This window comes from Sphingomonas sp. Leaf25, assembly GCF_001421635.1.
Classification (GTDB): domain Bacteria; phylum Pseudomonadota; class Alphaproteobacteria; order Sphingomonadales; family Sphingomonadaceae; genus Sphingomonas.
The window spans coordinates 173,929-193,249 of the sequence record NZ_LMKU01000028.1 but is presented as its reverse complement, the minus strand read 5'-3'; the positions used below and the strand labels follow the sequence as shown (position 1 = coordinate 193,249).

11 protein-coding genes are annotated in these 19,321 nt (G+C 67.3%); 6 read left to right on the top strand and 5 right to left on the bottom strand.

Going from position 1 to position 19,321, the window contains the following annotated elements; translation table 11 throughout:
- Positions 1 to 276 precede the first annotated feature (276 nt).
- The gene (locus ASE78_RS11575; protein ID WP_235515033.1) at positions 277 to 7,488 is read left to right on the top strand and encodes an autotransporter outer membrane beta-barrel domain-containing protein; all 7,212 of its coding nucleotides are present in this window, start codon (positions 277 to 279) and stop codon (positions 7,486 to 7,488) included.
- 60 nt (positions 7,489 to 7,548) lie between these two features.
- On the opposite strand, the gene ASE78_RS11570 is transcribed toward ASE78_RS11575, so the two are convergent.
- The 4 genes from ASE78_RS11570 to ASE78_RS11555 form a co-directional block, all read right to left on the bottom strand.
- The gene (locus ASE78_RS11570) at positions 7,549 to 7,902 is read right to left on the bottom strand and encodes a hypothetical protein (RefSeq protein ID WP_056497228.1); all 354 of its coding nucleotides are present in this window, start codon (positions 7,900 to 7,902) and stop codon (positions 7,549 to 7,551) included.
- 111 nt (positions 7,903 to 8,013) lie between these two features.
- Positions 8,014 to 9,627, bottom strand: coding sequence for an NAD-dependent malic enzyme (locus ASE78_RS11565; RefSeq protein ID WP_056497225.1), 1,614 nt, complete (start codon positions 9,625 to 9,627; stop codon positions 8,014 to 8,016).
- 70 nt (positions 9,628 to 9,697) lie between these two features.
- Positions 9,698 to 11,278, bottom strand: a complete 1,581-nt coding sequence (locus ASE78_RS11560) for an alginate export family protein (RefSeq protein WP_055755447.1) — start codon at positions 11,276 to 11,278, stop codon at positions 9,698 to 9,700.
- A gap of 79 nt (positions 11,279 to 11,357) precedes the next feature.
- Entirely contained in the window at positions 11,358 to 12,698 is a 1,341-nt protein-coding gene (locus ASE78_RS11555) for a dicarboxylate/amino acid:cation symporter (RefSeq protein ID WP_055755448.1), read from the bottom strand.
- Between the two features lie 238 nt (positions 12,699 to 12,936).
- On the opposite strand from ASE78_RS11555, the gene ASE78_RS11550 reads away from it, so the two are divergent.
- The 4 genes from ASE78_RS11550 to ASE78_RS11535 all read left to right on the top strand — a co-directional run bounded on the left by ASE78_RS11550 (position 12,937) and on the right by ASE78_RS11535 (position 17,371).
- On the top strand, positions 12,937 to 14,652 hold the full coding sequence (locus tag ASE78_RS11550) for a sensor histidine kinase (RefSeq protein WP_056497319.1): 1,716 nt from the start codon (positions 12,937 to 12,939) through the stop codon (positions 14,650 to 14,652).
- Complete coding sequence (locus ASE78_RS11545) at positions 14,649 to 15,944, top strand: sigma-54-dependent transcriptional regulator (RefSeq protein WP_056497222.1); 1,296 nt, start codon at positions 14,649 to 14,651, stop codon at positions 15,942 to 15,944. The genes ASE78_RS11550 and ASE78_RS11545 overlap by 4 nt, the downstream gene beginning before the upstream one ends.
- A gap of 175 nt (positions 15,945 to 16,119) precedes the next feature.
- Positions 16,120 to 16,680, top strand: a complete 561-nt coding sequence (locus ASE78_RS11540; RefSeq protein ID WP_230770789.1) for a sigma-70 family RNA polymerase sigma factor — start codon at positions 16,120 to 16,122, stop codon at positions 16,678 to 16,680.
- Positions 16,673 to 17,371: an anti-sigma factor domain-containing protein gene (locus ASE78_RS11535; RefSeq protein WP_056497216.1), complete on the top strand. Its 699-nt coding sequence runs from the start codon at positions 16,673 to 16,675 to the stop codon at positions 17,369 to 17,371. Before ASE78_RS11540 ends, ASE78_RS11535 begins: the two co-directional genes overlap by 8 nt.
- Before the next feature lie 90 nt (positions 17,372 to 17,461).
- Here ASE78_RS11535 and ASE78_RS11530 read toward each other — a convergent pair whose 3' ends face one another.
- Positions 17,462 to 18,175: a Crp/Fnr family transcriptional regulator gene (locus ASE78_RS11530; protein WP_156348999.1), complete on the bottom strand. Its 714-nt coding sequence runs from the start codon at positions 18,173 to 18,175 to the stop codon at positions 17,462 to 17,464.
- 155 nt (positions 18,176 to 18,330) lie between these two features.
- Between ASE78_RS11530 and ASE78_RS11525 the strand changes: the two genes are divergently transcribed.
- Positions 18,331 to 19,296 (top strand): ferritin-like domain-containing protein, encoded by a 966-nt coding sequence (locus tag ASE78_RS11525; RefSeq protein ID WP_055755453.1) that lies wholly within the window; start codon positions 18,331 to 18,333, stop codon positions 19,294 to 19,296.
- Positions 19,297 to 19,321: the final 25 nt, after the last annotated feature.

The window sequence follows — 19,321 nt, the reverse complement described above, 5'->3', positions numbered from 1 at the left end:
GGATCGATCCAGATATGGAATTAAAGTCCGTTCTGGATCAAATTGCGGTCAGCGCTATCGCCTGACTTGTGAAGACAAGGCGTATAGAAATATGAAAATAATCTTTTGGTTTGTTTCTGTAGCCGCTTGCGTACCTCGTTCGTAACCGCCCGTTGTTTGCGATGGACAGTATTCGCGGACTGCGATAGCGCTGCCCCCCGATACAGGGGGAATGTTATGATGAATCGCGCGTCCGGTCGTGGCTTGGTCAAGTCGCGGGCCCTGGCCTCGAGCGGGATGTTGTTCGCGATGATGGTCGCGGCACCCGCCTATGCCGAATGCGCGCCCGACCCGGCCGTCGCAAATACCGACGTTACCTGCAGCGGGACCGACAACAACGGCATACGGATCGCCGTCGTCAATCCGCGCGTCATCGTCGAAAACGGTGCCGTCGTGCGCGGTGCAGGGGCGCCCGCGATCGATCTGACGCCACCGGCGGAGAATTATTCGTCGGCATCGGTCACGGTCAACGGTTCGGTCGACGGGAATGGCAGCGCCGGTATCCGGCTGCTCCGTCCGACATCGAACGCATTCAACAATTATCAGTCGCTGTATCTGAACCTGAACGTTGCCGCCGGGGCGAGCGTCACCGGCAACGTCGGCGTTCTGCTGACAGGACCGGCGGCGTCGAACAATTTCTATTATTACGGCGATACCTTCGCGACGATCGACAACGCCGGTACGATCAACGGCACCACCGGCATCGGACTGGTTGCCAATGCGCCGAACAGCGGTTTTCAATCGATCACCAACCGGGCCGGCGGCACGATCGGCGCGATCGTGGGCCAGGTGCGCAGCCTGACCAACAATGGCACGATCGACGGCGGTACGCGTGGCGCGCTGATTCCGCTCGGCACCACCACGACCTATTCCAGCAATTCGATCGTCAATAGCGGCAAGATCACCGCGTCGACCACCGCCGCGACGATCCAGAGCGACCTGTCGTCCAATAATTTCGGTTCGCTCAATCTGACCAACAGCGGCGTTATCGCCAATGCCGGAACCGGCGCCGCGCTGAATACCAAGTCGGTGTATCTGTCCAACGCGACGACCGGGCGGATCACCACCGCCGGTTCGACCGCGATCCGCGCCGCCGACCTGCTGTCGCTCGAAAATCGCGGCACCATCACCGGCGACGTCGTGGTGGCCGCCACGTCGAACGGCTCGAACTTCGTCAATGGCAGCACGATCACCAACCGTACCGGCACGATCACCGGCAACGTCCGTTTCGGTGCGGGCAACGACACGCTGGTCGTCACCTATGAAAACGGCGCGCTGCGCACCGGTATCAGCGGCGCGATCGACGGCGGGGCGGGCACCGATCAGTTCCAGGTCCGCTTCGCCGACAGCGCGACGCTTGCGTCGTCGCTGCTCCAGTCCGCGACCGGGTTCGAAACGCTCGGCCTGTATCTGGCACCCGCGACTACCGTGACGCTCGCGACCGGTTTCACCTCGCCGGGCACGCTGCGGATCGGTGGCGACGGCACGGTCGTCAACAACACCGATCTGGCTGCCGCGCAAGCGGTCGTGACGAACGATCTGGGCAGCCAGTCCTATGGCGGGTCGAATTTCACCAACGCCGGCACGATCCGCTCGACCGCCGTGACGCCCGATGCCTATGCCGTGGCATGGAACAACGGTGGCCGGGTCGAGAACAGCGGCAGTATTGTGTCGACCGGATCGGGTGTTTCGGTGCAGTCCGGCTTCAACAGCCGTCTGGTCAACACCGGCACGATCACGACAACCGGGACCGGCGCGAACCTGTTCTCCGCCGGGCTGACCAACAGCGGCACGATCCGTTCGACTGCCGGGGTCGGCGTCGTTTTCAACGGCTCGAACTATTCGAACGAACCCAATGTCAACACCGGCCGGATCGAAGGGGCGCAGGCGGGCGTGGTGCTTGGTGGCGATCTGCGTAACGCCGGCACAATCACGTCGGCGAACACCGGGGTCGCGATCAATGGTGGCGCGCAACTGGTGAACCGCGCGGGCGGTACGATCTCGGGCGGTGCGCGGGCGATCGGTCCGGCATCGAACGGCCAGAATTTCTATCAGTCGATCAACAACGTCACGATCGCCAACGCCGGCACGATCACCGGTGATGTCGTGCTGTCGGATGGCAGCGTCTACAGCTCCAGCAACAACACCTATTTCGCGCTGCGCGGCGGCGTCCTGAACGGCAATCTGGTCCTCGGCAACAACGGCCGGATCGTCACCGAACTGGCCAACGGCGGGCCGGGCATCTTCGCCGGCATCAACGGCACCGTCGATGCGCCGGGCGCGGCCATTACCTACCGGGTGCGCGGCGATGCGACCGTTAGCGTCAATCCCGGCACGTTCGGCAACATCGGCTATGACCTGTACGACAATGCCGCACTGACGATCGCCAGCACCACCGGCACCCGTCCGCTGATCTTCGCGGGCAACGGCAGCGTCGATACCTCGGTCGACGTCACTACCAGCGCCGGTCCGATCCTCATCCTGACGACGCCGACGCTGGCAGTCGAAGAAGCGGCGGCAACGCAGAACCTGCGCGTGACCAGCCGTGGGGTACTGACGCTCAACTACGGCACGAACAGCAGCGCCAACGCGGCGGTCGTCGGCGGCAGTGGCAGCACGTTCACCAACGCCGGGACCATCGCGGTCATCGATCGCGGGCCGTCGTTCCAGCGCGCCTATGCCATCGCCGGCGGCGAATCGATCGTCAATACCGGCACGATCAGCCTCAACGGCGGTATCGGCATCGGCAACAGCATCAACGTCACCAACACCGGCCGGATCGTCCAGGCGACCGGCGGGCTGGCGGCGACCGGCCTGTCGAACGTGCGCAACCTGACCAACAGCGGCACGATCGAGGTCGCGGGTACGGCGGTGCAGTACGGCGAATCCTACCAGGCCACGACGCTCACCAACAGCGGCCGGATCGCCAGCATGAGCGGACCGGCCATCACGCAGTCGCGCTACGGATATTATCCTCTGGTGCTTACCAATCTGGCGGGCGGCACGATTTCCGGTGGTGGACAGACCGCGATTTCCGGAAAATCGATCGTTATCGACAACGCCGGCACGATCGTCGGCAACGTCGATCTCCGGCAGGAACAATATTCCTACGGTTCGTCGACGTACACCTCGTCAGGCGGCACGCTGAACGGCGATCTCCAGTTCGGCAACTGGACCGACCTGTTCGTCGAAACGGATGGGCGAACCGGCGTGACCGGCCGGATCGATGGCGGCGAGGGCGATGATGTCTATCGCTATCGCCGGACGACGAGCGGCACCGTGTCGCTTGGGCAGCGCAGCGCAACTGGGTTCGAGATCGAAGACATCGAAGCGATCAACGTAGCGACGACTTTGACGATTGCCGGCACGCCGTCTTACGACGCGTTGTGGCTCAGCGGCAACGGGTCGTTCGTCAACACCGCCAACTTCCGCAACGGCGTCTATACCGGTAGCGCGTACAACTTCCGCAGTGCCGACGGGATGGTACAATTCCCGCAAATCGGCGGTTTCACCAACCAGGCGACGATCGGCTTCTTCGACGGCCAGACCGGAGCCTTCGCCAACACCGGGACGATCGGTCGTGCGGGCCTAGCCGGTCCGGCGGTGCAAATCCGGGCGAAGGGCGCGATCAGCTTCGATAACAGCGGAACGATCCGCAACAGCGGCATCTCGAATTACGGCCGGTTCGGCAATTCCGACAGTTTCGGTCAGAGTGATACGGTCGCGCTTTACAGCGACTGGTCGATCGTCGCGCGCAACAGCGGCACGATTGGGGGCGGTGGCCTGTTCGCAACCACAAGCGGCCAGTTCGCCGGGGCGCCTGGCGAAAGCTTCGGCGTGGTCGTCATCAACACCGGCACGATTTCGGCCCGACGCAGCGAATATGGTTCCGCGCTGGACATGAGCGCGCAGGACGGTGCCGGCAGCGGCAAACTCCAACTCGTCAACGGTGGGTCGATCATTGCCGAAGGTTCGGTCGGTCATGCCGTGACCGCCGGTTTCGCACCGACCGAGTTTCCGAGTGAAACCCGGACCGTGGAAATCGCCAATTCCGGCCTGATCCGCGCCAATGGCGGCGGTATCGAGCAAGTGTTTAATACGGCCAACGGTCCCGGCATCGCGACCGATCCCGGCACGGCGATCTCTGTGTTTGGTCCGTCGAGCGTGCGCACCACCATCGCCAACTTCGGTAACGGCGTGATCGAGGCGACCGGCGCGCGCTCGTCCGCGATCATCGTGTACGGCTCCACCCTCGACCTCACCAACGCCGCGACGATCCGGGGCGGGGCGGGCACCGTGCTTGCCAACGACGACCTGCTCGGCCTCACGCTCGGGACTCCCTATCTGGCGGGTGCGGTGCAGGGCAGCCGTGGCGACGACCGGATCAGCAACACCGGCACGATCATCGGTTCGATCGCGCTCGGCGCCGGCAACGACTATGTCGAGAATTACGGCCGGATCGATGGCAACGTGTTCCTCGGCGCGGGCGATGACACTTTCCTCCATGCCGGCTATGCGACTCAGATCGGCACGGTCGATGCGGGCGAGGGCGTCGACACCTTCGTGCTCAACGCCGGTGGCGGCGGCAGCGTCAACGGCGACCAGTTCGTCAACTTCGAACGCTTCCGTCAGATCGGCGCCGGCAACGTCACCTATTCGGGTACGTTCCGCTTCAACACGGTCGACGTCAGCGGCGGTTCGCTGACCGTCGCGGCGGGGCAGACGCTCACCAGCGCCGGGGCGACGACGATCACCGGCGGTGATGGCGCGGAGACGATCTACAACTACGGTACGATCGCCGGATCGGTGGCGCTGAACGGGGGTAACGATTATTTCCTGAACGCCGGGCTGGTCGCCGGATCGGTGCTGCTGGGGTCGGGCAACGACGTGTTCGTCGACCGTCCGGGGTCGCGCGTCACCGGCACCGTCGATGGCGGCGATGGCGACGACCTGTACAACGTGATCCTCGCCGGTGATCGCAACGGCCTTGGCAGCATCCGCGGGTTCGAACGGCTGTTCGTCGAGGGTAACGGCACGCTCAGCCTCACCCAGACCGAGGCGCTCGATCGCATCGCGCTGGCCGGCACCAGCCTTAACCTGACGCAGCAGGGCAATCGCGTCGGGTTGATCGGCGGCACCGACGCCGCCGAGCGGGTCGTGATCGACGGCGATGCCGGCGTGATCGCGCTGGGTGGCGGCGACGACCTCGTCTCGATCGGCAGCGCGACGGCGGCGGGCTTCTATGCCGGCGGCACCGGCAATGACCTGTTGCGCTTCGCCAATACCGGCGCGGTGACGCTGAGCGGTCAGGCGATCGGCTTCGAAATCGTCTCGCTCGCCGGTGGCGCGCTGACCGTGACCGGCAGCTTCGGCGAAGGCGGGGCATCGGTTGCGTTCGGTGACGGCGATCAGTCGCTTACCATCGGCACCGGCGGCCGTGCCTATGGCAACATCGACCTGGGAGCGGGCAACGACAGCTTCCGCCTCGCGGCAGGCGGCGCGCTGTTCGGCACCGTCGCGGGCGGTGCGGGCAGCGATCTCGCGACGATCGAGGTGAACGGCACCCGCACGCTGGCCGAAGGCACGCTGACCGGGTTCGAGACGCTGGCGAGCGCCGGCAGCGGCATCCTGACGCTGACCGGTACGCAAGCCTATGAGCGGATCAACGCCGCGACCGACCTGACCATCGCGTCCGACGGACGGGTGACGGCACCGATCGCGTTCGGCGCCGGCGATCAGCGACTGGTCGTCAACGGCCTGTTCGCCGGATCGGTCGACGGCGGGGCGGGCAACGACGCCATCACCGTGACCAGCGGCAACGCCGCCTCGGCCAACGCCTTCAGCTCGATCAGCAATGTCGAGGCGTTCGCGATGACCGGCGGCTATGCCACCATCGCGGGCACCGCCTCGCTCGGCGTCGCCTCGCTCAGCGCCGGGCGGCTGGTCGGGCTGGCCGGATCGACGATCAACGCATCGCGGATCAACGTCGGCGCGGGCGCGACCTTCGGGTCGGCGGGAACGGTGAACGGCAATCTGACCGTTGCCGGGCTGCTCAGCCCCGGTGCGTCGATCGGCACGATGACCGTCAACGGCAATGTCGCGCTGCTGTCGGGGTCGATCTCGCAGTTCGAACTCGCCCAGTCGGGCGGCGACCGGCTGGTCGTCAACGGCGCCGTGTCGATCGAGACGGGATCGACGCTGCAACTGCTCACCACCGGCACCATCCGGCCGGGTACGTCGTTCGACCTGATCGTCGCCAGCGGCGGGATCACCGGCAGCTACTCGACCATCCAGAAGCCGTCCGACCTGTTCGGCTATGTCGCGCAGCGGTCCGATCGCATTTCGCTGCTCGGCCAGTTCCGCACCGACGGCACCGTCTCGCCGCAGGTCGCGCGCAGCATCGACTATGCCAACCGTACGCTGGTGCTCCAGCCGGACGGCAGCGCGCTGGGCCTTGCCGCACCGGCGCTGCTCAACGCCAATGGCGGGGCGGATGCGGCCCGCTTCGCGCTCGTCACGCCCGAAGCCTATGCCTCCGCGACGCAGATCGGCGTCGACAATGCGCTGACGCTGGCGCAGACGACGCGCGGTCCGGCCTTTGCTACCGGTCGCACCGACGCGGGGGCCTATACCTTCGCGCAGGTCCTCGGGCAGTGGCATACGCTGGGCGCCGACGCGACGCAGGGCACCGCCAAGGCGCAGACGCGCGGCAACGGCTATCTCGGCGGGATCGGTTATGGTGATGCCAACGCTTCGTTCGGGGTGTTCGCCGGCTGGCTCGACACGCGCCAGTTCATCAACACGCTGGCGACGCAGACCCGTGCCGACGGCCTCGTCGCCGGTGCGACCGCGCGCTACCAGAGCGCGGGCGGCTTCGGTTTCGCCGGATCGCTGGTCTATAACGACGCACGGGCACGGACCGACCGGTTGGTGCCGGGGCGGATCGGCGCGGCCACCAGCCGCTATGACCTGACGAGCTGGAGTGCCGATGCGTCGGTGTTCTATGCCGCGCCGATCGGCGATAGCTGGGCGCTGACCCCGCGCGTCGGCGGCACCTTCGTCCGCACGACCCGCGAGGGGGTGGGCGAAACCGGCGGCAGCCCGTTCGCGCTGACCGTCGCGCGCGACCAGCATCGCGCGGGCTTCATCGATGCGGGCCTCGGCTTCGGTCGCAGCGAACTGTCCGATGCGGCGTTCCGGCCGTTCGTGACGCTCGGCGGTCGCTATCAGGTTCAGGGGACGCGGACCGAGGCGCTCGGCGGCTATGCCAATGGCGGACTGGGGCTGCTGGCACTGGGCGCGGGGCGTGCGCCGATGGTCGGCACCGCATCGGGCGGCGTCACTTATCGCTACACGCCGAACTTCGAACTGTACGGCGTCGCCAGCGCTCAGACCGGTCGCGACGATCATCAGGAATCGGTGATCGCGGGCGCACGGCTGCGCTTCTGATGCGAAAATACCGGGGCGATCGTGTGATCGCCCCGGTGTTCGTCGAAAGGTCCGGTACGATCAGCCGCAGACGCGGCGACCGTTGCGGATCACATAGCGGCAGGGACCACGATACTGGACGCCCATCGCACGCGCTTCGCGCGAGCGGGGGTCGATGATCCGCTCGCCACCGCGATAGCGCGAGTCGGTCCGGCGACGGTCGTTCCGCCAGCGGCGATCCCCACGCCGGTCACGATCCCAGCGCCGGTCGTTGCGGCGATCGCGGTCCCAGCGGCGATCGTCGCGCCGGTCGTGACGGCCATCGCGCGCGTGATGCGGCTGGGCCTCGGCCACGCCGGGGGTGGCGGAGACGGTGGCGGTAGCCCCGGCCAGCATCAGCCCGATGCCGGCAAAAATGTTCAACAGTTTCTTCATGTTCGTTCCTCTCACGCCGATACTGTGCCGTCGGAGGTGAACCGGCGATGACGACAGTGCGTCATCAAAGCCATTGCGCCGGGCAAGGTTCCCGGCGCGTGGAACGAGACATCAATAGGCGGGCGACCACATCCGCCGCGCAATCGCGGCCCGATCGACGGTGTCGGGAGTCGTCGCCACCCCGTCGGCGACCGCCTGCGCCGCGACGACCTCGGCGATGTCGAGCGCCACGTCGCGCAACCGTTCGATCGGCGGCAGCAGCGTGTCGTCGCTGCCCATGCCGCCCAATGCCCGCGCGGCGGCCATGAACATGCCATCGGTGATCGACCGCGCCCCCGCCGCCAACGCGCCTAGGCCAACGCCGGGAAAGATATAGACGTTGTTGACCTGCGTGACCCCGGCGATGCCGAACGGGCTGCCGGTGCCGACCAGCGCACGGCCCGCGCTCCAGCGCAAGAGGTCGGACGGATGCGCCTCGGCGCGCGATACCGGGTTGGACAGCGGAAAGATCACCGGTTGCGCGACCTGCTGCGCCATGGTCCGCACCACGCCTTCGCCGAACGCGCCATGCTGGCCCGATGCGCCGATCAGCACGGTCGGACGGACGTTGGCAACGGTATCGAACAGATCGATGGCCCCCAGCGAAGTGCGGGTCCAGCCGGCGCAGTCGGCCGGGTCGCGCGCCAGCGCCGCTTGGGGTCCGCTCAAGCCGTCCATATCGGACAGGATCAGCCCGTCGCGATCGACCGCCCAGATCCGCGCCCGAGCTGCCTCCTCGTCCAGCCCGTCGCCGACCAGCGCTCGCACCAGCATTTCGGCGATGCCGCTGCCCGCCGCGCCTGCGCCGAACAGCACCACCCGCTGCTCGGCCAAGGGCACCCCGGTCCGCCCGATCGCCGCCAGCAGCGTGCCGACGGCGGTCGCCGCCGTGCCCTGAATATCGTCGTTGAAGCTCAGCAAGCGGTCGCGGTAGCGATCGAGCAGCCGGTACGCATTGTGCCCGGCGAAATCCTCCCACTGCAACAGCACGCCGGGAAAGCGCGCGGCGACCGCACCCACGAAATCCTCGACGAAGGCGTCATATTCCGCGCCCCGGATGCGCGGGTTGCGCCAGCCGACATAGAGCGGGTCGTCGCGCCGCGCGGCATTGTCGGTGCCTACATCGAGCAGGATCGGCAGCACCTCGGCCGGATGGATGCCGGCGCAGGCGGTATAGAGCGCCAGCTTGCCGATCGGGATGCCCATGCCGCCGGCACCCTGATCGCCAAGGCCGAGGATACGCTCGCCGTCGCTCACCACGATCACCTTCACCCGGTCGAGCGCCGGATCGGCGAGCATGTCGGCGATGCGGTGACGGTTGGGCCATGACAGGAACAGGCCCCGAGGGCGCCGCCAGATTTCGCTGAACCGCTCACACCCCTCGCCGACGGTCGGGGTATAGACCAGCGGCAGCATCGCCGGCAGGTCGCGCTGGACCAGTGCGTGGAACAGGATCTCGTTCGAATCCTGCAACTCGCGCAGGAACGCATAGCGCTGGAAATCATCGCCCATCCGCGCCAGCGCCCGCCGCCGCCGCTCGATCTGGCTGTCGAGCGTGCCGACATGCGGCGGCAACAGGCCGTGCAGCCCGAGCGCGTCGCGCTCCTCCTCGGTAAAGGCGGTGCCCTTGTTGGTCAGCGGGTCGGCGAGCAGCGCACGGGCGGCGGCGTGGGGGGCGGGGGACATAAGCGGACTCGTTTCAAACAGGCAAGGAAAGGCCCCGGTGACGGGCACCGGGGCGTCAGGAGAGTCGCGATCAGAAACGGAAGCTGACCCAGCCGGCCACGAAGTCGGAACTGCGGTAATTGGCATCGGTCAGCGCCGGGCCGGCGATCAGATGCTCGTAGCGCGCGGTCAGGCTGACCCGCGGGCTGACGGTGTAGATCGCCTGAAGGCGGATGGTATCGGCGATCTTGCGCGCATTGCCCAGTTGCGTGCCGGCGAACGCCTGTCCGTTGGCGCGGTAGACCGCATCGTTCAGGCTGTCGCGCCACGACAGTTGATATTCGGCGGCGACTCGCAATTTGCTGTGCGGCTGGACCTGCACGCTCGGCGCGAAGGCGATCATGTTGGTCGGCGTCGCATAGAGCTGGTAGCTGTAATAGATGTTGTTGCCGAACGGCGCGAGCGAGGTCTTGAGCGTACCGCCGTTGTACGAATTGCCGCCGCTCGCATAATCGAAGTGGAAGCCGACGCGCGGCGCGGTCTTGGCCTTGCCGATCTTGTACGTCTGTTGCAGCAGGATCAGCCAAGCCGAGATCGGCCGGTCGTTGAACTCGCCGCCCTGATGGTTGATCGTCCAGTCGAGGTTGACCGGACCGGCATCGCCATAGAGGTGCAGGCCGTAGAATTTGCGCACTTCCTCGGCGGTGCGGCCGCCCCATACCGCTGCGCTGTTGCGCAGCCGCCAGACGAAGGGATCGAAGAACAGGTTCGATCCGCCGAACAAGGTCTTGGGCAGGACGAAGCCGGCGGTGCCGCCCGAGAAACGGCGATTGTCGTCGACGATGTCGTCGCGCGTGCCGCCGACGCCCAGCCGGGTCGTCTTGAAATCGAACACGTCGCCGCGAACCCTGTCGCCCTTCGCCCAGGCGCGCACGCCGTTGTAGACGAAGAAGATGGTGTTGTTGTCGCGCGGCACGACCATCAGGTTGGGACCATCGGCGAAGGTCTGCCGGCCATAGCGCACGCCGACGTCGACGCCGCCGATCGTCCCGGTCACGTCGGCGAAGCTCTGCTGCACGACGAGGTCGTTGTGCAACTGTCCGGCCTTCGCCCCCAGATTGCGGCCCGACATGCCGGCATGCGCCAGCTCGCCGTACAGGCGGACATGCTCGCCGATATGCAGGTCGGCACCGCCGACGACGCGGAAGATGTCCTGCCGCTGCGCTTCGCGGTCGCGCAGATTGGGATTGGTGGTCAGGTTGACGCGGGCGCGGAACTCGCCAGACAGCGTCAGATAGACGTCGTCGCCGACGATCGGGATGTATTTCAGCCGATCGAGGATGTCGTCGCGCTTCTTGGGATCGCGATACTTGCTCCAGTCCTCGGCCCAGCGCGACTGGTTGTAGCCGCCGGCGGTCACGCCGTCGCCGACGCCGGTGGCGGGATATTCCTGCGCCACCGGGCGGGCCGTCCCCTTGTCGGCCACCGGACCGCGCATTGCGGACGGCGAGTTGCGGTTGTCCGAACCGGTCTGCGCCACGACGGCGACCTGGGTGCGGACGGGCGAGGCTTGCGGAGCGGTCTGCGCAGCGGCGGACGTTGCGGCGACGAGGGCGATGGCCGGGATCGTCAGGGCGGTGGTGGTGCGGCAGAGCCGCAGGAACATGGTCATCGATACCTCTCCGGTGCCTCGCGGGGCGGAACATGCCACCGGCCGGGGTCTTCCCTCCGGCCGATCGCTTAAAGGATGGTTACTCAGCCGGAACGGCGCCTTCGGGCATCTGGTCGACGCGCAGGCTGCGCCCGGCCAGCGCCTCGTCGAACTGATGCTTGTCGAGCTTGCCTTCCCACTTGGCGACGACGACGGTGGCGACCGCGTTGCCGATGAAGTTGGTCAGGCTGCGGCACTCGCTCATGAAGCGGTCGACGCCGAGGATCAGCGCCATGCCGGCCACCGGCACGGTGGGCACGATCGAGAGCGTCGCGGCCAGCGTGATGAAGCCCGCGCCGGTGACGCCCGCCGCACCCTTCGACGACAGCATGGCGACCGCGAGCAGCAGGATCTGCTGGCCGATCGTCAGGTCGACGTTGCATGCCTGGGCGATGAACAGCGCCGCCAGCGTCATATAGATGTTGGTGCCGTCGAGGTTGAACGAATAGCCGGTGGGAACGACCAGACCGACGATCGACTTCGGGATGCCGGCGCGTTCCATCTTCTCGATCAGCGACGGCAGCGCGCTTTCCGACGACGAGGTGCCGAGCACCAGCAGCAGTTCGGCCTTCAGATACGAGATCAGCTTGAAGATCGAAAAGCCGCAGGCCCGGGCGACGAGGCCGAGGACCACCGTCACGAACAGGAAGGCGGTGAGGTAGAAGGTGCCGACCAGCGCGGCGAGGCTGAACAGCGTGCCGATGCCGTATTTGCCGATGGTGAACGCCATTGCGCCGAACGCTCCGAGCGGTGCCGCCTTCATGACGATCGCGACGACCTTGAAGAAGGCGATCGAGATGTCGTTGAGCGCGTCGAGCACGCGCTCGCCCTTGTCGCCGATCATGGCGAGGCCGATGCCGAACAGGATCGCGACGAACAGCGTCTGGAGGATGTTGCCCTCGGTCAGCGCCGAGATGAAGGTGTCGGGGATGATCCCGGTCAGGAAGCCGGTGATCGTCGAATCATGCGCCTTGGCGGCATATTCGCTGACCTTCGACGTATCGAGCGTCGTCGGATCGATGTTGAGCCCGGCACCCGGCTGGACCACGTTGCCGACGATCATGCCGACGACCAGCGCCAGCGTCGAGAAGGTGAGGAAATAGGCGAAGGCCTTGCCCGCCACCCGGCCGACGCTGGCGAGGTCGCGCATGCCCGCAATGCCGGTGACGATCGTCAGGAAGATGACCGGCGCGATAATCATCTTCACCAGCTTGATGAAGGCATCGCCGATCGGTTTCAGCGCCTCGCCGGTCGACGGGTAGAAGTGCCCGAGCAACACGCCCGCGACGATGGCGACCAGCACCTGGATATACAGGTGGCGATACCATGGCTTCGCGACGGGCGGGACCGGCGGGTGGCTGGCGGTGGGGGCAATCATCATGCGGGTGCCTTTCATCCTCTGAACTGCGCTTTGCCGTTCTGCGACGGGGCTTGGCGCGATGGAGGCACGATAGTTTGCTGCAACCCGGCTTGTCCTAAACGCAATCGCAAATAAAATATCATTCAATACCAATGCTATGGTTCAAGATGTGGCGTGTCGGCATGCAGTTTTCTGCCACATCGGACGGTGCGATGTGCAAATTGTTGCACAGGTGCGGCGTGCGACCTATACCGACTCCATGACGAAGCCATCGCGTCCGTGGACCGGCTGGACCCTCGCGGCGCTGTTGCTCGGGGTCGCGGTGGCGCTGCTGGTCGGGCGGGTGGTCGAACGGCGCGCGCGCAGCGACATGGTCGCCGGGATGACTGCCGACGCGCGACTGCGACAGGTGCTGCTCGCCAGCGAGATCGCGCGGTTCCGCCTGATGCCGCTGGCGCTGGCCGACGACCGCGACGTGGTCGGCGCGGTGCGCGGCGTGCCCGATGCGCAGCGCGCGCTGAACACTAAGCTGGCGGGGCTGGCGCGGACGACGGGCGCCTCGGTGATCTATGTGACCGACCCGACCGGCTTCGCCGTCGCGGCGAGCAACTGGGACGATCCGCAGAGTTTCGTCGGCAAGGACTATAGCTTCCGCCGTTATTACCGCGACGCGCTGCGCGACGGTGCCGCCACCCAGTTCGCACTCGGCACCGTCAGCCACCGCGCCGGCCTGTACCTCAGCCGGCGCACGCGCGAGGGCGGGGTGGTCGTCGTCAAGCTGGAGTTCGACCGGATCGAGCGTGAATGGCACGCGGCGGGCGGCATCACCTTCGTTACCGATGCGGCGGGGGTGGTGCTGATCGCCAGCCGCCCGGCATGGCGTTTCACGACGACGCGGCCGATCGCGCCGGCGGTCGCCGCCGCCGTCCGCGCCGATACCGGCGCGCAGGCGCTGGGGCCACCGCCGTTCGTGCGGCAGGGCGACACGCTGCGCCTGCCGCGCTCGACCACCGCCTATGAACTGGTGACGACCCGGCCCGACGATGCCGGCTGGCAGGTGCATCTGGCGATGGCGCCGCCCCGTACGATCGCTGGCGTCGTGCGCGGCGCGGAGCTTGCCGCCGCGCTCGTCACGCTGGCGCTCGCCGGCCTCGGCTGGACGCTGCGCGAACGGGCACGCCGCCGCCGCCTGCGCACCAGCGAGTTGGAGGCGGCGGTCGCCGATCGTACCCGCCTGCTGCGCGCCGAGATCGAGGACCGCATCGCCGCCGAAAGCCGCGCCGCCGACCTGCGCGAGGGATTGCGGCAGGCGAACCGGCTGGCGGCGCTGGGGCAGATCACCGCCAGCGTCGCGCACGAAACCGCGCAGCCGGTCGCCGCGATCCGCAACTACGCCGCCGCCGCCCGCCAGTTGCTGGCACGCGGCGACCTCGCGGCGGTCGACGGCAATCTCGGCACCATCGCCCGGCTGACCGATCGCATCGGGTCGGTGACGGCGGAACTGCGCGGTTTCGCGCGCAAGGGCAGCGGGACGATCGGCCCGGTCGTGCTCGCCGATGTGGTCGACGGCGCGCTGCTGATCCTGAAGGAACGGCTGTCGCGGGTGACGTTCCATGGTGTAGCCGTGCCCGGCGACCTGCTGGTGATCGCCGGGCGCGTCCGGCTCGAACAGGTGCTGGTCAACCTGTTGCAGAACGCGACCGAGGCGCTCGACGGCCGCGACGATCCGGCGATCACCCTGACGCTGCGCAGCGAGGAGCAATGCGTGTCGCTCACTATCGCCGACAACGGCCCCGGCATCGATCCGGCGATCGCCGACCGGCTGTTCACGCCGTTCGCCACCAGCCGGCCGAGCGGTCTTGGCCTCGGCCTCGTCATCGCGCAGGACATCATGACCGATCTGGGCGGATCGCTGCGCCTGCTGCCCTCGGACCGGGGGGCAACGTTCGAGCTGACGTTGCGGCGCGTGCCATGAGCGCAGGGAAGGTCGCGCTGGTCGAGGATGACGAGGATCTGCGCATTTCCACCGCGCAGTTGCTGACGCTCGCCGGGTTCGACGTCATGACCTTTCCCGCCGCGCCGCCCGCGCTGCTCGCGATCGACGCCGATTTCGACGGCATCGTCGTCACCGACGTCCGCATGCCGCATATGTCGGGGATCGAGCTGTTCCATATTCTCAACGAACGCGATGCGACGCTGCCGGTCGTGCTCGTCACCGGCCATGCCGATGTGGCGATGGCGGTCGATGCGATCCGGCGCGGCGCGTGGGATTTCCTGTCCAAGCCGTTCGATCCCGACGCGCTGATCGCCGCCGCCACGCGGGCGATGGCGGCACGCTCGCTGGCGCTCGACAATCGGCGACTCCGCGCGCAGGCGGCCAGCGCCGAACAGGTCGCGCTGGTTGGCAATTCGCCCGCCGTCGCCCGGCTGCGCGAGATGATCCCGGCGCTCGCCAATGCCGACATCGACCTGCTGATCGAAGGCGAGACCGGGACCGGCAAGGAATTGCTCGCCCGCCTCATCCACCGCGCGGGCAGGCGGGCGCGGCATCGTTTCATCGCGGTCGCCTGTGCCGCCTTGCCCGATGCGCTGATCGACAGCGAATTGTTCGCCAGCGTCGGTGATCGCGGCGCGATCGGCGCGCATCGCGGCACGTTGTTCCTCGACGATATAGATCAGGCATCGCGGCCGCTCCAGGCGCGCCTGACCCAGTTGGTCGAGGATCGCGCCATTCGCGGTTCGCGCGATCCGGTGCCGGTCGACGTCCGGGTCATCGCCACCGCCGCCGAGGAAGCCCGGCGCGCGGCCGATGCGGTCGCCCCGGCGCTGCTCTATCGCCTTGCCGCGGTACGGCTGCGCATGCCGCCCTTGCGCGAACGGCGTGAGGATGTGCCGCTGCTGTTCGCGCATTTGGTCGATGCCTCGGCCGGGCGGTTGCGGCGCGCCGTACCGCCGCTGACCCATGAAGCCCGCGACCTGCTGGCGCGGCACGACTGGCCGGGCAATGTGCGCGAACTCGCCCATTTCGCCGACCGGTTCGTGCTCGGGCTGGACGACGTGGCGGGCGATGCCGCCGACCCGTCGGACACGCTGCCCTTGCCCGATCGGCTGGCGGCGTTCGAACGCGACGCGATCCTGTCGGCGATCGCCGCGACCGGCGGCGAGATCGGCGCGGCGATCGACCGGCTGGGGATTCCGCGCAAGACTTTCTACTACAAGGTTCAGCGCCTTGGCATCGATCTGCGTACCGCCCGGCGACCGGGATGAGCGAAATCCGCCACCCGCGCGCCCGATCTACGGGTGCATTCGGTCCGAAACGTACCGATCTTCGGCATCGCGACCGCTTGCGGACGATCGTCATCCGGCGTTTGTGGAAACCGAAACGGGGCGGATACGCCGGCATGACCGGCCAGCAGGGGGGAATGATGACGGATCGGGTAGCGTGAGCGTCAGGGACATGGAGCGCGCCCGGCTGGCGATGGCGATCGGGCAGTTGGGAACCGGCGATTCGGTGGCGATGCGGCTGGTCTATGACCGCACCTCCGCCAAGCTGTTCGCGGTATGCCTGCGCGTGCTGAAGGACCCGGCACTGGCCGAAGAGGTGTTGCAGGACGTGTATCTGAAGGTGTGGCACCACGCCGACCGGTTCGATTCGGTCCGCGCCAGCCCGATCACCTGGCTATGCAGCATTGCGCGCAACACCGCGATCGACCGGCTGCGCTCGGCGCAGCGGCAACCGGTCGCCGACGGCGAATTGCCCGACATCGTGCCCGACGAATCGCCGCTGGCCGACGTGGTCATCGAACAGCGGCAGGAACAGGACCGGATGCTCGCCTGTATCGCCAAGCTGGATGGCGGCCATGCGATTTGCATCCGGGCTGCTTTTTTCGACGGCTACAGCTATGGCGAACTGGCCGACCGGCACCGGGTGCCGATCGGGACGATGAAGAGCTGGATCCGCCGTAGCCTGCTCCGCCTGCGGGAATGTCTCGACGATGCCTGATGCCGCCGCCCGTGAGGACGATGACCTGACCGCCGCCGAGGCCGCGCTGCGGTTGATCGACGGTGCGGATGGCGACGCGGTACGCCTGCGCGCCGCCAACGATCCGGGGTTTGCCGATGCCGTGGCGCGTTGGGACGAACGGCTGTCGCCGCTGTTCGCCGAAATCGCGCCCATCGCGCCGCCCGACGCGGTGTGGCGGCGGATCGCGGCGCAACTCGACGATCCGGTCATGCGGTTGCAACGGCGGGTTCGCCAGTGGCGCTGGACCAGCGCGGCGCTGGGCGCGGTCGCCGCCACCCTCGCGGTCCTGCTGTTGCGCCCGGTCGCGCCGCCGCCGGTCGCGGTGCCGGTCGTGCCGCTGCTGGCGGTCGCGCAACTGTCCGATCCACAGGGCAAGCCGCTGCTCGCGGTCGGGATCGAACGGCGCAGCGGCGAGGTGCGCGTGCGGATGCACGACCTGCCGCGTCAGGAGCTGCTGCCCGAATTATGGATCATCCCGGCCGGCGGTGCGCCGCAATCGCTGGGGCCGATCGGTCACGACGGGATGCTCGCCATCCGGCTGCCGGCGGCGCTGCGCGGCGAGACGGCCGGACCGGCGACGCTGGCGATCAGCATGGAACAGGCCGCCGGCATGCCGCACGCCGCACCCGCCGGGCCAATCGTGGCGACAGGGACGATGATCGCGCTGTAACGCGGATTGTCCTCAAAAACTCGCGCAACCGCGAGTTTCGAGGCGATGCCGGGAGGGGGAGCGGGCCGGCACCGGTTTTCAGACGAACGCTTAGCCCAGCCCGTCGGCCGCGACATAGGCCAGCCCGGCGCGCCCCTCCAGACCGGGGCGGTCGCGCAGCACGATCCGCCCGCGCGAACAGCGCACCAGATGCTCGCCCTCAAGGACGTGCAGGCAATCGGTCACGGTCGCCCGGCGCAGGTTCAGCGTGGTCGCGATCGCGGCATGGGTGACGGCCATGGTGTCGCCATCGATCCGGTCCTCGATCATCAGCAGCAGCCGGGCGATCCGCCGCTCGGGCGCGTCGCGCAGCGCCGAGGCGAGGGTGCGCGCGGTCTGCATCGAAAACCGCTGGGCAAAGGCCAGTACCGCGGTCACCACCGCGCTGTCGTCGGCCGCCGCGTCGATCATCGCGGCGGCGGGAACGACGATCGCCGTGCCGCCCTGGATGCGGATCGTCGCAGTGAACGGCGCCGGATGCTCGCCCAGCAGGCGGGTCCAGCCGATCACCCCGTCGCGCCCGACGATGCCGATGTCCTGCGACGATCCGCCGGTCGACACTGACAGCATCACCGGCGCGCTCTCTGGAAAGATCAGCCGGTCGATGGGATCGCCGGCGCGCATCACCACGTCGCCCGGTTCCAGTTTGATGCGGCTGGCCGCCATCGCCAACCGACGACGCGCGGTCGCGTTCAGTCCACCGACCAGTCGGTTGTCTGTTGTTGGCAGATAAGACGCGGTATCGCCCGAACTGTCTATCTTCACCCGAAACTTCCTTACGCAAAACAATTGCCCGTAAGTTTCGTCGCGATCAACGCGGCGGATGCACCCGGTACGGAACCGTACCCCGGTGGATCCGAACGGGCCGGTCCATCGAAGCTGATGGTTGAAGCGCAAAAGGATAATCAGGGAGAATACGGATGGCCGATCAGATGCTTGTTGCCGAAGCGTTCGACGCCCGGGCAAAACGACGCGAAGAACGACGCGATTTCTTCCGTCTGATGGGCGGTGCCGCCGCTGTCGGCGGGGCTGCGGTCCTCGCCAGCCAATCGGGAATCGCCGAGGCGCAGACCGCGCCAAGTGATGCCGATGTGCTCAATTTCGCCCTGAACCTCGAATATCTCGAAGCGCAATTCTATTATTATGCGGCGTTCGGCACCGGTCTGCCGACCTCGATCCTGAGCGGCACCGGCACGCAGGGTGCGGTGACGGGCGGACGGCAGGTGTCGTTCTCCGATCCCTTGGTCGGTCAATATGCGCGGGAGATCGCGCAGGACGAGCGCGCCCATGTCGAATTCCTGCGCACCGCGCTCGGCACCGCCGCCGTCGCCCAGCCGGCGATCGACATCAGCGCGACCCCGACCAGCGCCTTCTCCAACGCCGCCCGCGCCGCCGGGCTGATCGCCGCCGGTGCTACCTTCGACCCTTATGCCAGCGACGAGACGTTCCTGCTCGGCGCTTATATCTTCGAGGACGTCGGCGTCACCGCCTACAAGGGCGCGGCACCGCTATTGACCAACAAGACCTTCCTCGAAGCCGCCGCCGGCATCCTCGCAGTCGAGGCATATCATGCCGCGATCGTGCGCACGACGCTGTATGCCAAGGGTATCGCGACCCCGTCGGCGATGTTGATCGAGGCGACCGACAAGATTTCGGACGCGCGCGACAGCCTCGACGGCAGCACCGATCTCGATCAGGGGCTCAGCCCGCTGTCGAGCAATGCGACCGCGACCAACATCGTGCCGCTCGACACCAACGGCATCGCCTACAGCCGCTCGGCCGGCCAGGTGCTGAACATCGTCTACCTCAACCGGGCCCAGACGAACGGCGGCGGGTTCTTCCCGAACGGTGTCAACGGCACCATCCGCACCAGCGCCGCCAACTAACGCCGAAGAGCGACACGGAGATTCC

Bases quoted from the DNA above. Each gene is read 5' to 3' on its own strand.
- ASE78_RS11550 (WP_056497319.1), top strand. From the start codon at position 12,937: ATGACGAAGCCATCGCGTCCGTGGACCGGCTGGACCCTCGCGGCGCTG.
- ASE78_RS11545 (WP_056497222.1), top strand. From the start codon at position 14,649: ATGAGCGCAGGGAAGGTCGCGCTGGTCGAGGATGACGAGGATCTGCGC.
- ASE78_RS11560 (WP_055755447.1), bottom strand. From the start codon at position 11,278: ATGACCATGTTCCTGCGGCTCTGCCGCACCACCACCGCCCTGACGATC.
- ASE78_RS11555 (WP_055755448.1), bottom strand. From the start codon at position 12,698: ATGATGATTGCCCCCACCGCCAGCCACCCGCCGGTCCCGCCCGTCGCG.
- ASE78_RS11535 (WP_056497216.1), top strand. From the start codon at position 16,673: ATGCCTGATGCCGCCGCCCGTGAGGACGATGACCTGACCGCCGCCGAG.
- ASE78_RS11570 (WP_056497228.1), bottom strand. From the start codon at position 7,902: ATGAAGAAACTGTTGAACATTTTTGCCGGCATCGGGCTGATGCTGGCC.
- ASE78_RS11525 (WP_055755453.1), top strand. From the start codon at position 18,331: ATGGCCGATCAGATGCTTGTTGCCGAAGCGTTCGACGCCCGGGCAAAA.
- ASE78_RS11575 (WP_235515033.1), top strand. From the start codon at position 277: ATGTTGTTCGCGATGATGGTCGCGGCACCCGCCTATGCCGAATGCGCG.
- ASE78_RS11565 (WP_056497225.1), bottom strand. From the start codon at position 9,627: ATGTCCCCCGCCCCCCACGCCGCCGCCCGTGCGCTGCTCGCCGACCCG.